The following is a 15,254-nucleotide window of genomic DNA, read 5'->3' as shown; positions in this document are numbered from 1 at the left end:
CCCCCTCACAGGTCGTCCTGCTGAAAAAACGAAATCGCGGTCGTTCCGTACCTTCGCGCGTCCGGGTCGCCGGGCAGCGCCAGTCGGGAATCGTGCTCGATCCCCAGCAATTTGGCAAACGGCTTCTCCAGCCAGAGCGCGGCGAGCTTCGTCGCGTCGTCGCCGCCGTACGGCGGATCGGCGAAGGCGACGTCGAATTCACCCGCGCCCACTCCGCGCAGAAACGTAAACACGTCCTGCCGGTGCCGCACGGCCGAGCTGCCGGCGCCGAGCGTTTCCACGTTCTGCTGGAGCACGGCAAACGTTTTCGCGTGCCGCTCCACGAAGTGGGCGACTGCCGCGCCGCGCGACAGTGCTTCCAGCCCCAGCGCGCCCGAGCCGGCGAACAGGTCGGCGACTTCAGCCCCGACGAGGTGCGGCTGGACGATGCTCATCCACGCTTCGCGCACGCGATCGAGCGTCGGACGAACATCCTTGCCGGGCGGCGCCGCGATTCGCCGTCCGCGCCACCGGCCGGCGATGATCCGCATCTAGCGCGACGGCGCGAAATCGAGCAGCCGCGCCTGGAGCCGGCTCGTTCCCTGGTATTCGTCGCGCTCGATCCGGTACACGACGTCGATCGCGCCGCCCGGTGCGATCTCGCCCGCGCGGTCGGCGAAGCCCCAGCCGATGGCTTCGAGCGCGGATCCGCCGGCGTCGAGATACAGCTTCAATCCCTCGTGCTTGAGCGTGCGCGGCGGCGACTTGAGCCGCACTCCGCGCGACAGGAAGACCGGCGACGGGTTCCCGATTCCAAACGGCTCGAAGTGCCGGATCAACGACTCGAGCGCGTCGGTGGCCTCGGCGAGCGGCATCTCCAGATCCACCCGTAGCTGGCCGAGCAGGTCGTCCGGCTCGAGCGCCGCGCGCGCAACCTCGTTGAAGCGCTCGGTGAACGCGTCGAGCCGGGAGCGGTCCAGCGTCACGCCGGCGGCGGCCTTGTGGCCGCCGAACTTCTCCAGCAGATCGGCGCATTCGACCAGCCCCGCGTGGAGGTTGAACGCCGGGATCGAGCGGCCCGATCCTTTGCACACGGTCGCGCTGGAGGAGATCATGATCGTCGGACGCCCGAACTCTTCGACGATTCGCGAGGCGACGATTCCGATGACGCCGGGATGCCAGCCGTCGCGCGCCAGGACGATCCCGAACGTCTCGCCGAGGTCGCGGCGGACCACTTCCTCGCGGGCTTCCTCGAGGGTGGCGCGATCGATCTCCTGCCGCTTGCGATTGAGTTCCTCCAGATCGCGCGCGATCACGTTCGCTTCGTGCTCGGTCTCGGTCATCAGCAGCTCGACGCCGCGGATCGCCGCGCCCAGCCGCCCTACGGCGTTCAATCGCGGGGCGAGGATGAAGCCGACCCGGCCGGCGGTGATCTGCTTTCCACTCAAGCCCGACGCCTGCACCAGTGCCCGGAGTCCGACGTTGCGCGTCTCCTGCAGCAGCTTCAGGCCGAGGCGGACGAAGACGCGGTTCTCCCCGCGCAGCGGCGCGATGTCGGCAACGGTCGCCAGCGCGACGAGATCCAGCATCTGCCAGACCTGGTTCTCGCCCCTTCCCATCTCCCGCGCGAGCGCCAGCGCGAGCTTGAAGACGACGCCGACGGCGGCCAGGTCCTTGTCGGGGTAGCCGCAGCCCGGCCGCTTCGGGTTCAACACCGCCAGACAGTCCGGCAGCGCGGACCCCGGCAGGTGATGGTCCGTGACGATCACGTCGATTCCGGCAGCGCACAGATCTTTGATAGGCTCGACCGCGGTGGTCCCACAGTCGCACGTGACGACGACTTTTGCACCCGCGTCGATCGCGGCCTTCACGCCCGCCGCGCTCAGATCGTAGCCATCCTGCAAGCGCTTCGGGATGAACGGCTGCGCGCGGCCGCCAAGGTGGAGGATCGTGCGGGTGAGCAGCGTAGTGGAAGAGATGCCGTCCACGTCGTAGTCGCCGTGCACGAACACCAGCTCCTGCTCGCGGATCGCGCGCGCGAGCCGGGCGACCGCCTTGTCGAGATCGAGCATCGTGAGCGGATCGTGCAGCTGATCCAGCCGCGGACGGAGGAAGGTCCGCGCCGCGCCCGATGCGCTATAGCCGCGGGCGCACAGCAGGCGGCAGACGAGCGGAGGGAGGTTGAGATCGGCCGCCAGCGCCGCGACTTCTTCCGGATTCGGCTCCTCGGCGATGATCCAGCGGAGCTTTCTGCGGGGGCGGGGAACGGCAGGGACGACTGCTGAGGTCATCCCTTAAAGATAGATGACCCTGCGCGTTGGAGAGTCCGATTTCATTGCACTGGAATCCAAGTTTGGAGTGTGGCAGTTCGGAGGGTGGCAGTTAGGAGTTGGTAGCCGGCAGTGTACTCCTCACTGTCTCACTCCTGACTGCAACACTCCGAACTTGGATTCCGTCAGCCCTCTAACCGGGGTAGAGCAGCACCCCGCAGCCTTCACACACTTCAATAGTTCCATTCGCCGTCATCACGTTCCGCCGCTGCATCGGAACCGCCGTGTCGCAGTTCCCGCACGTCATTCCGCGCAGCGGATACAGCGCGTTCTCCCGCCGGCTCCGGATCCGATCGTACTTGTGCAGCAGCCCGCGATCCACCTTGGCCGCTTTGTCCGCGCGCTCGGCCCGTGCATCCTTGAGCTCCGACTCGAGCGCGGTCTGCTCGGCGGCGATCTCATCGCGCGCGCTCGCCTGCTCCGCTTCCGCCGCGGCCAGCGCCGCGCGGGTGCGCTCGACGTCCGCGCGCATGGTCTCCATCCGCCGTCCCATCGCCGCCAGCTCGCTCTCGTCTTCGGCAACCAGCCGCCGCGTGGTCTCGACCTGCGACATCGCCGCGGTCGCCTCCTTCATCTTCTTGATCGAGTCCAGCTGGGCGAGGTTCCGCTCCTGCTGCTTCTTGTGCAGCTCGACCCGCGCCTGGATGTCGCGCTGCCGCTGCTGCTCGCTCTCTATGGACGCTTCGGTCCGCTGCACGGCGTCGGCCGCCTGCTGCCGTACGCGGTCGAGGTCGCGCAGCCGCGGCGCGAGCGCCGCGAGCTTCTGCTCGATTCCGGAGATGCGGTTGTCGCCCGCCTGCAACGCGAGCAATTCGTCGATGTTCGGGTGCATCATTCTCTCTCAGGCGCTGTTTTACGGCGAACGCGGAAGGCCTTGTACCGCGTCCGTCTCAAGCTGTTGAGCTCGTCGCGCAGCTCCTGCTTGAGCTTCATCAATTCGTCCTTCTGATCCGCCCTCGCGAGCGGCAAGGTAGCGTCGATCTCCAGCATCTTTTCGTCCAGCTCCCGCACCCGTATCGCCGTGAGGCTGTCCTCCACCGTGCGCTGCGGGTCGATCTGCGCGCCGCGCTCGGACAACAGTTCCTCGATCACCGCGACGTCCGTCACCGGCAGTCCTTCCGCCAGCTGCTGCACCGGCGTGTCCTCTTCGGATTCGAGCAACCGGGAGAAAATTCGCCGGTACCGCCGGTCCCTGAAGCTCTCGAGTCCCACCTTCTCGGCGATCTCCGCCACGCGCGAGCGCTGCTGCAGCATCGCGCGGATCAGCTCCCGCTCCGCCGAGCTGCCGATCGCGGTGTGCGGTTCGCGCCGATCTCCGCGCGGGCCGCGGGCCGAAACCGTCTGCCCGATGTCGGGCTCCGGCCGTGACTCGGACGGCGGGCCCGCGGGCCGCTCCCCGCGGCGCGCGGGAGACTCGACTTCGCGCTGGAGGATCGCCCGGTCCACGCCGGATGCCTCGCTGGCGCGCGCGAGGTACAGGTCGCGCATGATGGGGTCGGACGCCGCGCGGATGGTCGGCAGGAGCCGGTCGAGTGCTCGTCGCTTCTTGTGCAGCTCGCTGAACGCTCCGACGCGTTGCAGGATCTGAACTTTGCGCTCGAAAACGTCTATCGCAGCGGCGATCTCGCGCTCCAATCCGGCGGCGCCCTCGCGCCGCACGAACGTGTCGGGATCGTCACCTTCCGGGAGCGTGACCACGCGCACGCCGAATCCCTGGCGCAGCAGCTCGTCGCCCGACCTGAACGTCGCGGCCAGACCGCCGCGGTCGTTGTCGTACAGCAGTACCGCGTTCTTCGTGTACTTGCGGATCAGCGTGACCTGGGCGTCGGTGAGCGCGGTTCCCATCGGAGCGACGCCGGTCCGCACACCGGCGGCTATCAGTCGCACGACGTCAAAGTAACCCTCGACGACCAGGACACGGTCTTCCTTCCTGATCTCGTTCTTCGCCCAGTTGAGCGCGTACAGCAGCTTCCCCTTGGAGAACACCGGGGAATCCGGCGAGTTCAGGTATTTCGGCTCCGCGTTGCCCAGCACCCGCCCGCCGAATCCCACGTGCCGCCCCATCGCGTCGAGGATCGGAAACATGAGCCGGTCGCGGAAGCGCGGACGCGGCTCGGTGCCTTCCTCGCGCTGCACCAGCAGCCCCGTGTCGAGCATCCGCGCGTCGTCGAATCCGAGCGTGGAGAGATACGTGCGCATGAGTCCTATCTCGGACGGCGCGTACCCGATGCCGATCTCCTGCGCCAGCTCGCGCGGGATCGCCCGGCTCTCGAGATATTCCCGCGCGTTCTTCGCGCGTGGATCGTCCCACAGCATCGAGCGGAAGTACTCTGCCGCGGCCGCGTTGATCTCCCAGTAGGGCTCGCGCGCGTCCGGCCCCTCGCGCCGCGTGTCGACTTCCTTCACCTCGACGCCGGCCTTCTGCCCAACTATGCGCACGGCTTCCGGCCACTCGACGCCGAGCCGCTTCTGCACGAACCGGAAGACGTCGCCGCCCTCGTGACACACGAAGCAGTAGAAGATTCCCTTGCGTGGCGAGACGGAGAAGTTGCGGTGCGTTCCCTGGTGAAACGGGCACGGCCCGCGGTAGTCGGCGCCAGTCTTCTTGAGCTTCACGTATTCGCCGATGATCTGCACGACGTCCGCGGCTTCGCGGACCTGCTCGACGACTTCGTCCGGGATCAAGCGAGCTCCGCGATGGTGACGCCCGCGCCGCCTTCGTTCCACGCGCCGAGCCGGAAGCCCGCCACGCGCGGCTCCTTCTGGAGCATCTCGTTCACGCGCTCGCGCAACGCTCCGGTCCCCTTGCCGTGAATGATCCGCAGCACCTTCAGGTCGGCGAGGACGGCGCTGTCCACCGCCTGCATCACGACCTCCTCGACCTCGTTCGCGCGCAGTCCGCGCAGGTCCACTTCGGTCAACGCGTGAACTTCCGGAATGTCACCGCGGATCGGGACCTTCTCGCCGGCGACGAGCTGGATCGCCGCCCTCCGGATGCTCTCGCGCGGAACGTTCAGCTTGATGGAGCCGAGTGCGACCACCGCGTCGTCCTCGCGCAGCTCGAGCAGCTTCGCGGTGCGGCCGGCGAAAGTGCCGAGCTCGACGAGGTCGCCGGGCTCCGGCACGCCCGCGGGCCGGCCGGGTTGAGCTTCCCCGCCGGCGTCTTCGCTCTCGAGCCTCTCGAGCGCCGCGGCCTCTTCCCCGGCGAGCTGCTCGATGTTGCGGCGCGCGAGCCGGGCGGCGTCTTCCACAGCCGCGGCCGAGGTCGCGCGCAGCTCGCGGATAGTCTCTTCGACGGCCGCGCGCGCATCCAGCAGGTGCTTGCGCGCGGCGCTCCGGCTCTCCTTCTCGATTTCGCGCTCGCGCTCGCGCACTCTCCCCTCCCGCGCGGCGACGTTCGCGAGCCGCTCCCGCGCCTCGGCCGCGATCTCCGCCGTCTCGGCGTCGCGCTCGGCGAGCTTCGCGTCCCGCTCCTGCAGCTCGGTCAAGAGAGCGTTGGTGTCGCGCTCGCCCTTCGGCAGGCGCTCTTCCGCCGCGTCGAGAACGTTGCCGGGAAGATCGAGCCGTCGGGCGATGCTCAGACCGTACGAGCGGCCGGGAATTCCTTTCACCAGGCGATACGTGGGAGCGAGCCGCGCGGCGTCGAACTCGAGCGAAGCGTTCACCACTCCCGGCACGGACGTCGCCAGCTCCTTGAGCGCGCCCAGGTGGGTGGTGGCGAGCGTGAAAGTGCCGCGCCGGGTCAGCTCCTCGAGGATTGCTCCGCCCAGCGCCGCGCCCTCCATCGGGTCGGTCCCGGAGCCCAGCTCGTCGATGAGGACCAGCGACCGCGGCGTGGCGCCGCGCAGGATCTCGGCGAGGTTCTTCACGTGCGCGCTGAACGTCGAGAGACTCGCGGCGATGGACTGCTCGTCTCCGATGTCCGCGAAGAGGTCGTCGAACAGCGCCACGCGGCTGCCGTCGGCCACCGGCGCCGGAATCCCCGACTGAACCATCGCCGAAAAGAGTCCCACCGCCTTCAGCAGGACCGTCTTCCCGCCGGTGTTGGGGCCGGACAGCAGCAGCGTGCGCTCGTCGGGCTCCATCTCGAGACTGAACGGCACGACGTCGATGCGCTGCGCCAGCAGCAGCGGGTGGCGGCCGGCCACGATGGAAAACCCTTCGCTTTCTGCCGCGATCTCCGCCGCGGCGCAGTCGAATTCCGTGGCAAAGCGCGCGCGGGCGTACAGCGAATCCAGCTCCACCAGCGCGTCGAGCGCGGACACGACCTGCGCGGCGAGCGGACGGACGCGCTCGGTCAGCTCGCGGAGAATCTTGTCGATCTCGCGCAGCTCTTCGCCCTGCAACTCCCGGATCCGGTTCCCCGCCTCGATCGCCGCCGGCGGTTCGACGAACAGCGTCGCGCCCGTTGCCGAGGTGTCGTGCACCAGGCCGCGAATGACGTTGCGCGCGTCGCGGCGCACTGGGATCACGTACCGGCCGTTGCGGATCGTGACGGACATGTCGGCCACCCGCTGGTGCGGCGCGAGCGATCGCATCGCGTTCTCCAGCACGCCGAGCAGGCTCTCCTCGGCGCTTCGCAGCTCGCGCCTGAGGCGGCGGAGTGCGGGCGATGCGTCGTCGCGGATCTCGCCGTCCTCCGAGACGGCTTTCTCGATCGCGCTCTCGATCGGCTGCGCGCTGAGCAGCCGCGGGATGAACCCGTCCAGCACCGCGCGGGCGATCGCCGGACGCTTGTCGTCGCGCAGGGCGGCGATGGTGCGGCGGGAGCTGCGCAGGAGAATCGCGAGCGAGAGCAGCGACGCCGCGTCGAGCGACGTTCCCACTACGCGCAGGCGCCCGGCGGGCACGCGCACGTCGGGGATGGACTCGGGATCCCAGCGGAGGTCCCCGCTCATCAGCGAGCGCATCGCCTGGACTCGCTCGTGCTCGGCCTGGATCCAGGCGCGGTCCGCGGACGGCGCCGATGCGCGCACGCGCTCCGCGCCGAGCGCGGAAGAGGCGCGGCCGGCGACGACCTCGAGGACGGCGGGAAACTCGACTACCGAGCGACCGTGGAGGTTCATTTGAACGGCCCTGCGTCCTGCGTCCTGCGTCCTGCGCGCAAACTGCCTAAAGCAAAAACCCGGGCTGACGATCCTCTCGTCCGCCCGGGTCTCGACCCGTCATTAGCTGTCGTGCGCGTGTGAAGCGGTGTCACCCCTGCTTGGCGAGCTCCTCGCGGGCTATTGCGTTGATGCGGGAGCCTTCAGCACGACCCTTGAACCCTGGAGCGACCTTCCCCATCACGGCTCCCATCTGAGTTGCGCCGCCCGCGATTGCCGCGCGAACGGACTCTCGTATCTCGTCGTCTCCCACCTGCTCGGGCAGGTACTTCTGGAGGGCGTCGACCTCCGCCCGCTCCTTCGCGGCGAGATCTTCACGCGCGCCCTTCGTGTACATCTCGATCGACTCGCGGCGCTTCTTGATTCCCCGCTGGAGCACCTCGACTACGTCTTCGTCGCTCGGCTGCCGCTGCAGCTCGATGCGCCGGTTCTTGATCTCCGACAGAACGGTGCCGAGCAGCAGCACCCCTGGTTTGTCCTGCGCTTTTCTCGCGGCTACGAGGTCGCCCTCGAGTCGCGCTTGCAGCTGGGACATCTCAGACGTGACGCGTCCGCCGATTCTTCCGGATCGCGGTGTTCATCTTGCGCTTCCGTCGCTCGCTGGGCTTTTCGTAATGGCGATGCTTTCTGAGATCGGCGAGGATACCAGCCTTCTCGCACTTCTTCTTGAAGCGCTTGAGGGCCCGCTCGAAGTTCTCATCTTCGTGGATTATGACTTCCGACAAACTCTAACTCCCCCCTTCTTGGCGTTTGCGCGCCGGCTTGGGATAGACTGATAAACTTAGTCACGCAACGGGCTTAAGGCGAGTTTGGGTTTCCGGTTGCCGGATTTGGCTGGCTTCGGTCGGTGGTCGGAACGGCACATGGGCTGTCTGCGGCGGCTACGCGCGCAAACTACGCGCGCTAAGACGCCGCCTTCGACAGCCCATGGCCCGTTCCGACTGGCTGCCATATTCCAACCGAAAAGCGCCCCGGTAGCACAACTCGTGGAGCCGTTGCGTGAAGGTTCCCGTCCCCACCGCTGGCGCGCACCCACCAAAGTGGCGCCGTGCAGTTCCGCCCCTTCCCCAAAACCGCGGTTTAGCACGTACTGGAGTCTCGAGTGCACGTGCCGGCGTCCGCATGCCACGGAGCCCGTGCTAGGTCGCTCGCGGTGGGCTCGTCCCGCCCAAGGCGGCGTCTTAGCGCGCGTAGTTTGCGCGCGTAGCCGCCGAGGCGGGACGATCCCGCCGAGCGAGACCTAGCCCGGCGGCCACGTGAGCTTGCGTCCGCCGAGCACGTGCAGGTGAAGATGGAAGACGCTTTGGCCGCCATTCCCATTGGTGTTGATCACCGTGCGGTAGCCGCTGTCGGCCACGCCGGCGTCGCGCGCGATCTGCGCCGCCATCAGCGCGAGCGCGCCCGCCATCGCCGGGTCCTCCACGTCATTGAGCGACGACACGTGCTCCTTGGGAACCACCAGCGCATGAAATGGCGCCTGCGGATCGGCATCCGTGAAAGCGAGGCAGTCGTCGTTCTCGGCGATGATATCCGATTCGACTTCGCGTCTGATGATCCGGCAGAAAAGGCAGTGCTCAGACATGACCGTTCGTGGAATGTGCTGTCGCGGCGCGCGCAATGGCTGCGGCGGCGACGCCGGCAGTCTCAAATCGTAACGTCGTCGCCCCCAGAGTAACAGGGCTGAAGCCGGATTCGACGAACGCGGCGCGCTCGTGCTCCTCGATTCCGCCCTCGGGCCCGAGCGCAATGACGACGGGTGCAGACAACGTCGCCGACAGTATCGGGGAACCCCCGACATCGAGCAGTATGCGCGCTCCGGCCGGGGCCGCGGCGATGGCGCGCTCGGGCGGCGCGTCGGGATGCACCTCCGGCAGCCACGCGCCGCGCGACTGCAGCAGCGCCGAGATCATCCGCGCGCGCAGCTTGGCGAGAAACATCGTGCCCTCGCCGCGCGGCGAGACGCTCTTCGATCGCTGCCATAGCACGGGACGCCAGGAAGTCACGCCAATCTCCGTGGCCTTCTCGCCGAGCCACAGCATTCGATCCCGATCCCCGATCGGCGCCATGAGATGAATCGCCGGCAGCGGCTCCATGGTTTCTGCTTCCGTGACGTCCACCGTGACCGAGCCGCGCGCCAGGCGCGCTATCGTCCCGGCGCCGATCAACCCGCGGCCGTCGCGCAGCTCCACCGTGTCGCCGAGCGATGCGCGCACGACACGCAGGTGATTCGCGGCGTCCTCGGCCAGCGTGAGCACCCTTCCGACCTCGAAGGGCTCAGGTACGAAGAGCGCGACACGCGAAGTAGGTGGACGCATGAGGTGACTGGTGACTGGTGACTGGTGACTAGTGACTAGTGACTAGTAACTGCGATCGGCGATCGCGGCCAGGGCGCAGGCCGCAGCACGGAGGACGCAGCGTAGTTCCCCAGTCTCACGGACGGACCACTGCCACTGCGCTCCACCACTCTCCCTCGCTCTCTTCGCTCGTCACCAGCCAGCCAGCCTCCGCCAACTTCTCCAGCATCATTTCGCGCTCCTCGAGCAGAATCCCGCTTAGGATCGCCTCGCCGTCCGGCGCCAGCGCGTCGCGCATCACCGGCAGCAGCTCCAGGATCACCGACGAGAGAATATTGGCGATCACGACGCGCACGGGAGCGATCAGCGGGAGCAGCACCGCCGCGTCGGCCTCGAAGAGATGAACGACAGCGCCGACCTCGTTCCGCGCCACGTTGTCTTCCGCGTTCGCCATCGAGTCGGGATCGATCTCGATCGCGGCCACTCTGCCCGCGCCCAGCTTCGCGGCGGCGATGGACAGCACGGCGCTGCCGGAGCCGAGATCGGCGACGGTGTCGCCCGGACGGATCACGCGCTGCAGCAACGAGAGGCACAGCCGCGTCGTCGCGTGCTCGCCGGTCCCGAACGCCATCGCGGGCTCGATCAGCACGACGATGTCCGGGGCATCGACGTCGATCCACGGCGGCGCGACGGTGATCCGACTCACCGTCTGCGCGCCGACGCTCCCGCGCCACTCGGAGAAATCGGGCGGAGTCACGGTCGTTACATCCACTTCGGCGCCCGGATCCGCCTCCGCCACGCGCTTCCGCAACAGCTCCACGTCTCCATCCAGCGCCAGGTTGGTCACGAGCGTGTCGCCGTCCTCGTGAATGCCCATCGATCCGGCGTCGAACAACGCCGCGACGACTCCAGCGTGATTGCTCCGCGGTCTTACGCGAACCGCGAGGAGCTTCACGCGCCGAGCGATTCCTTAACCTTGTGCCAGAATCCCTTCTCCTGCGGCGCCGGCGCCTTCGAGCGCAGCTCACCCAGCCGCTTTATCAGCTCTTCCTCTTCCGCGGAGAGCGCATCCGGCGTCCAGAGCTGGATCCGCACGTGCAGGTCGCCGACGCCTGAGGCGTTGACTCGCGGCAGCCCGCGGCCGCGGAGGTTGAACTGGTGCCCGCTCTGCGAGCCGGCCGGAATCCGCAGCGAGACCGTGCCGTTCACCGCCGGCACCTCGACGTCGCCGCCGAGCACCAGTTGCGGATAGGTGACAAGCACCTCGCAGAACAGATCTTCTCCGTCGCGCTCGAAGCGCGGATCGTCCTCGACCTCGAAGACGACCAGGATGTCGCCGCGCGGGCCGCCACGCGGACCGACGGTCCCGACCCCGCGAAGCGTCATGTACTGGCCGGTGTCCACTCCGGCCGGCACGCGCACCGTGATCGTCTCGTCATCCCGCACGCGGCCCTCGCCCCGGCACTTCTTGCACGGCGATTCGATCAGCTTGCCCTCGCCGGAGCAGGCGTGACACGGCGAGATGCTCATGACCTGCCCGAAGAACGAGCGCTGCGCGCGGCGCAGCTCTCCCGTTCCGCCGCACGTACCGCACGTCACGGCCTGCGTGCCCGGCTCGGCGCCGGTCGCGGAGCAGCGGTCGCACGACTTCAGCAGCTTGAGCGCGACTTTCTTCTCTACGCCAGTCGCAACTTCCGCCAGCGTCAGTGGAATCGTGATGCGCACGTCCGCGCCGGTGCGCGGACCCGACTGTCCCCTGCCGCCGCCGGCCGCGCCGAAGATGTCGCCGAGCCCGGTGAAGCCGCCGAGGTCGCGCATGAAGATGTTGAGCGCTTCCGAGAGGTCGACGTGATGGAACCCTCCCGCGCCGCGCCGCAACCCCTCCTCACCGTAGCGATCGTACGCCGCGCGCTTCTGCGGATCACGCAGCACGTCGTACGCCTCGGTGATCTGCTTGAACTTCTCCTCGGATTCAGCCGCCCCGTTGTTGCGATCGGGATGGTACTGCATCGCGAGCTTGCGATATGACTTCTTGATCTCGTCGTCGCTCGCCGCGCGGGCGACGCCGAGGACCGAGTAGTAATCAGCCATTTTCGTCCAGTAGATCGGTTACCAGTCTCGAGGTGTGACTCACCAGCGAGATCACCTTCTCGTACGACATCCGCGTCGGACCGATGACTCCGATCACGCCGCTGAGCGGGCCGGCGGTGTACTCCGCGGTCACGACGGTGAAGCTCTCGAGCGCGGGATCGTCGTGCTCGCTCCCAATGGTAATCGATATTCCGGGAACGCCGCTCCGCGTGCGGAGGAGCTTGCCCAATTGCTGCCTCGTCTCGATGAGCGCGACCAGCCGCCGCATCCCCTCGCCGGACGCGAATTCCGGCTGCTCGGCGAGCACCGACGCCTGCCCGAGCACGACGGAGTCCTCATCCACGGGCAGCGCCGACTCGAGGAGCTGATCCGCCTCCTCGATGAACACGTTGAGCAGCTCGCTCACCTCCGGCCGCGCGGTGGCGTCGCGCAGGCGCACTGCGAGCGTCTCTCTTACCTGTGCCAGCGTCAGATCGGTCAGCCGCTCGTTCAGCACTCGCGACACTTCGGCCAGCGCGACATCGGCGATCAAGCCCCGCGTCTCGACGAAGATCGTGCGCATCGTCCCGCCGTCGAGCGTCAGCACCATCAGCAGCCGGTCGGAGCTGAGCCGCACGAGATCGAGCCGGCGCAGGATGCTGCGGTCCAGCCGCGGGCCGAGCGCCACACCGAGCTCCTGCGTGATGACGCCGAGACTCTGCGCAGCGCGGCGGAGGATCTGGTCGATGGCCGAGCCCGCGCCCGAGATGACTGCGGCGAGCTTGCGGTGGTCCGCGGCCGCGACCTTGAGGGGCGGCAACAGCGAGTCCACGTACGACCGGTAGGCGGCGTCGGTGGGGATGCGGCCGGCCGAAGTGTGCGGGTGATAGAGGAACCCCTTCTCCTCGAGGTCGCTCATCGTGTTGCGGATCGTGGCCGGCGACACACCGAGCCCGAACCTCCGCGCGAGCGCGCGGGAGCCCGCGGGCTGGGCGGTCTCCACGTAGCACTGGATGACCGCCTCCAGGACCTTTTTCTCTCTGTCTGACAGCTCTGGTAACGGCATCGGTTTCAAACGTAGGAACGGCTTCGAATACACGTCAAGTTGGTGGCGAGCTCGTCGAGCAGCAGCCATCCGGACGGCGTGAGCCTGAGCTGGCGTTGCTCGGTCGTGCTGCTCGCGATCTGCTCGCCGGCCGCGCCGGGATGGGGTGCTCCGCTGGAGCTACGCCTGCGGCTAAGACGCTCCTGCGGAGCACCCCATTCCGGCGCGGCTCGGCTGACTTGCTGGGCGGCCACCGGCTGAGAAAACGCGGCCCAGCCGCGGTCCAGCCAGGGCTGCAGCTCGACGAGCTCGTCAGCTGCCACGCGCACACCATCGGTTGTACGTAACCCTAGATACACCTGCTCGTTAGATAGGTTCTCCTCATCCAACACTTCAACCTCGGCCACGGGGCTCGCACCGGCGGTCAGGCGCTCGATCCACTCGGCGTACGGCGCCACGTTCCACCACCTGCGGGAGCCGTCGAACGAGTGCGCGGACGGGCCGATCCCGGCGTAGGCGGCGCCGGACCAGTACGACGAATTGTGGCGCGAATTGAGCCCCGGCCTAGCGAAGTTGGAGACTTCGTAATGGTCGTAGCCGGCGGCGCTCAGGGTGTCGTGCGCCAGAAGAAATTCGGCCGCGTAGGCCTCGTCGGCGGCTTCCCGCACTTCCCCGCGGTCGCGCCAGTGTGAGAGCGGAGTCCTCGGCTCGATGGTGAGTCCGTACAGCGAAACGTGCTCTGGATCGAGCGCGAGCGCCGACTCCAGGTCCCGCTTCCAGTCGCGGCCGAGCGAACGAGGAAGAGCGAAGATCAGGTCGAGGGAGATGTTGTCGAAGCCCGCGTCCCGGGCGATCTCCACGGCGCGCGGGATCTGCTCCGCGGAGTGCACACGGTGCATCCAGGACAGGACCACCGGGTCGAACGACTGCGAGCCTAGCGAGATGCGGTTCGCGCCGGCGCGCCGCCACGCGCTCGCGGTTTCCGGGGTGACGTCTTCCGGGTTGGCCTCGATCGTCACCTCGGCGCCCGGCGCGATGGTCGCAACCTCGCTGATCGCGTCGAGCACGCGCGGAAGCGCGGAGCCGAGTTGGGAGGGCGTGCCGCCGCCGAGGTAGACGGTGTCGAGCGGCCAGGCGGCCGTATTCTGCCCGCCCTGCTCCCGCGCCAACATCGCCAGCTCCATCCGCAGCGCCCGCAGGTACTCGTCTACCGGCGTGATTCGGCGCACCGCGATCGAGAAATCGCAGTACGCGCAGCGCCGGGCGCAGAACGGGACGTGAACGTACAGATGGCGTGGGGGCACGTACCAATATACCAGCTACTTGGTGAGGCTCTGCATCAACTGCGGGCCGGGCGTGGCTGCCAGGGTCCCCTTCGGCCGCTATCCCGCCCTACTCGCTTCGCGAGTGGGCACCCGGCAAACTACGCGCGCTAAGACGCGGCCTGTGGGGACCCGGCAGCCACGCCCGGCCGGCAACTACACCTGCCACCGCAGAGTCTCACAAATACGCGCCCTCAGTTGCGGCGATATTCGCCCGAGAAGCCGGCGCTCACCAAACCGCTCAACTCGAGCGCGGTCGTGGCGGACATGCAGTCGCGAAGGGAGAGGTTCGCGCGGTGAGCAACCAGCTCGATAGATGCCGCGCCCTTCCCCAGCGCGTCCCAAACCGCGCGCTCGTTTGCAGTGAAATCGGGAAGTTCGAGCTCCGGCTCGGCCGGGAACCCGGCGAGAGCAAGCGCGTCGTCCACCGTCGCGATCACGTGCGCGCCGTCGCGCAGTAGCTCGTTCGTGCCCGCGCTGTGCGGGCAATCGATCGGCCCTGGAACCGCGGCGACGTTGCGTCCGAGTTCGAGCGCATTCTTCGCCGTGAGCAGCGCGCCGCTCTTGTAACCAGCCTCTACAACTATGGTCACGCGCGCCAGCGCCGCGATGATGCGGTTTCGTCGGGGGAAGCAGCCGCGAAATGCCGCTGTGCCTGCGGCTGACTCCGAAAGCACCAGCCCTGCCTCCGCAATCTGCGCATGCAGTCGCGCGTGGCCTCGGGGATACGGCACGTCCACACCCGTGCCGAGCACGGCTACTGTCTTGCCGCCTACTTCGAGTGCCGCACGATGCGCGCACGCGTCGATACCTCGCGCCATTCCACTTATGACGCATCCACCGGCGCGCGCTATGGCGCTCGCGATCTTGCGTGCTGTCCTGTCACCGTACGCCGTGCAGTCGCGCGTCCCGACGATTGCTACGCGCGGTGCGTCGAGCGTAGAGCGCGCGCCGAGCGAGAAGAGCGCGTCTGGCGCGTTCGGGAGGTCGAGCAGCTCCGCCGGGTATTCCGCGGCTGCGCGAACCCAGGTTGCCGGCTCCGGTCCGTGCGCGCGCTCGCGGGCGGAGGTGCCGAGCTCGGGAGCGGCCACGACGAGCTCGGCTGGGGG

Annotated in this window: 14 protein-coding genes; all 14 read right to left on the bottom strand. The window is 68.0% G+C overall.

All coding sequences use genetic code 11. The annotated features are described in order from the left end of the window. Positions 1-5 precede the first annotated feature (5 nt). A complete protein-coding gene (gene rsmD, locus WEA80_11605) occupies positions 6-530 on the bottom strand; it encodes a 16S rRNA (guanine(966)-N(2))-methyltransferase RsmD (protein MEX1187226.1) in 525 nt (174 codons plus the stop codon). Then, on the bottom strand, positions 531-2,270 hold the full coding sequence (gene recJ, locus WEA80_11600; GenBank protein MEX1187225.1) for a single-stranded-DNA-specific exonuclease RecJ: 1,740 nt from the start codon (positions 2,268-2,270) through the stop codon (positions 531-533). 172 nt (positions 2,271-2,442) lie between these two features. After that, the gene (locus WEA80_11595) at positions 2,443-3,141 is read right to left on the bottom strand and encodes a hypothetical protein (GenBank protein MEX1187224.1); all 699 of its coding nucleotides are present in this window, start codon (positions 3,139-3,141) and stop codon (positions 2,443-2,445) included. Then, entirely contained in the window at positions 3,141-4,994 is a 1,854-nt protein-coding gene (dnaG, locus tag WEA80_11590) for a DNA primase (GenBank protein MEX1187223.1), read from the bottom strand. Before dnaG ends, WEA80_11595 begins: the two co-directional genes overlap by 1 nt. Continuing rightward, entirely contained in the window at positions 4,991-7,375 is a 2,385-nt protein-coding gene (locus WEA80_11585) for a Smr/MutS family protein (protein MEX1187222.1), read from the bottom strand. The genes dnaG and WEA80_11585 overlap by 4 nt, the downstream gene beginning before the upstream one ends. A 130-nt stretch (positions 7,376-7,505) precedes the next feature. Continuing rightward, complete coding sequence (locus WEA80_11580) at positions 7,506-7,949, bottom strand: GatB/YqeY domain-containing protein (GenBank protein MEX1187221.1); 444 nt, start codon at positions 7,947-7,949, stop codon at positions 7,506-7,508. A gap of 1 nt (position 7,950) precedes the next feature. Then, positions 7,951-8,139 carry a 30S ribosomal protein S21 gene (gene rpsU, locus WEA80_11575; GenBank protein ID MEX1187220.1) on the bottom strand — a complete coding sequence of 63 codons (189 nt, stop codon included), beginning with the start codon at positions 8,137-8,139 and terminating at the stop codon, positions 7,951-7,953. Between the two features lie 515 nt (positions 8,140-8,654). After that, complete coding sequence (locus tag WEA80_11570) at positions 8,655-8,996, bottom strand: histidine triad nucleotide-binding protein (protein ID MEX1187219.1); 342 nt, start codon at positions 8,994-8,996, stop codon at positions 8,655-8,657. Beyond that, positions 8,989-9,729, bottom strand: a complete 741-nt coding sequence (locus tag WEA80_11565; protein ID MEX1187218.1) for an RsmE family RNA methyltransferase — start codon at positions 9,727-9,729, stop codon at positions 8,989-8,991. The genes WEA80_11570 and WEA80_11565 overlap by 8 nt, the downstream gene beginning before the upstream one ends. Positions 9,730-9,844: 115 nt before the next feature. After that, a complete protein-coding gene (locus WEA80_11560; GenBank protein MEX1187217.1) occupies positions 9,845-10,663 on the bottom strand; it encodes a 50S ribosomal protein L11 methyltransferase in 819 nt (272 codons plus the stop codon). Further along, entirely contained in the window at positions 10,660-11,799 is a 1,140-nt protein-coding gene (gene dnaJ / locus WEA80_11555) for a molecular chaperone DnaJ (protein ID MEX1187216.1), read from the bottom strand. The genes WEA80_11560 and dnaJ overlap by 4 nt, the downstream gene beginning before the upstream one ends. After that, on the bottom strand, positions 11,792-12,844 hold the full coding sequence (gene hrcA / locus WEA80_11550) for a heat-inducible transcriptional repressor HrcA (protein MEX1187215.1): 1,053 nt from the start codon (positions 12,842-12,844) through the stop codon (positions 11,792-11,794). Before hrcA ends, dnaJ begins: the two co-directional genes overlap by 8 nt. Positions 12,845-12,849: 5 nt before the next feature. Beyond that, positions 12,850-14,127, bottom strand: coding sequence for a radical SAM family heme chaperone HemW (hemW, locus tag WEA80_11545; protein ID MEX1187214.1), 1,278 nt, complete (start codon positions 14,125-14,127; stop codon positions 12,850-12,852). A 212-nt stretch (positions 14,128-14,339) separates the two neighbouring features. Further along, on the bottom strand, positions 14,340-15,254 hold a 915-nt coding region (dprA, locus tag WEA80_11540), incomplete at its 5' end, for a DNA-processing protein DprA (protein MEX1187213.1).

The organism is Gemmatimonadaceae bacterium, assembly GCA_040882285.1.
In the GTDB taxonomy this organism is placed as follows: domain Bacteria; phylum Gemmatimonadota; class Gemmatimonadetes; order Gemmatimonadales; family Gemmatimonadaceae; genus JACDCY01.
Note: the sequence above shows the minus strand (reverse complement) of the source record. Positions and strands in the feature narration are given on the sequence as shown.

Coding starts and splice junctions, on each gene's coding strand:
- rsmD (MEX1187226.1), bottom strand. CDS start 530: ATGCGGATCATCGCCGGCCGGTGGCGCGGACGGCGAATCGCGGCGCCG.
- recJ (MEX1187225.1), bottom strand. CDS start 2,270: ATGACCTCAGCAGTCGTCCCTGCCGTTCCCCGCCCCCGCAGAAAGCTC.
- WEA80_11595 (MEX1187224.1), bottom strand. CDS start 3,141: ATGCACCCGAACATCGACGAATTGCTCGCGTTGCAGGCGGGCGACAAC.
- WEA80_11585 (MEX1187222.1), bottom strand. CDS start 7,375: ATGAACCTCCACGGTCGCTCGGTAGTCGAGTTTCCCGCCGTCCTCGAG.
- WEA80_11580 (MEX1187221.1), bottom strand. CDS start 7,949: ATGTCCCAGCTGCAAGCGCGACTCGAGGGCGACCTCGTAGCCGCGAGA.
- WEA80_11570 (MEX1187219.1), bottom strand. CDS start 8,996: ATGTCTGAGCACTGCCTTTTCTGCCGGATCATCAGACGCGAAGTCGAA.
- WEA80_11565 (MEX1187218.1), bottom strand. CDS start 9,729: ATGCGTCCACCTACTTCGCGTGTCGCGCTCTTCGTACCTGAGCCCTTC.
- dnaJ (MEX1187216.1), bottom strand. CDS start 11,799: ATGGCTGATTACTACTCGGTCCTCGGCGTCGCCCGCGCGGCGAGCGAC.
- hrcA (MEX1187215.1), bottom strand. CDS start 12,844: ATGCCGTTACCAGAGCTGTCAGACAGAGAGAAAAAGGTCCTGGAGGCG.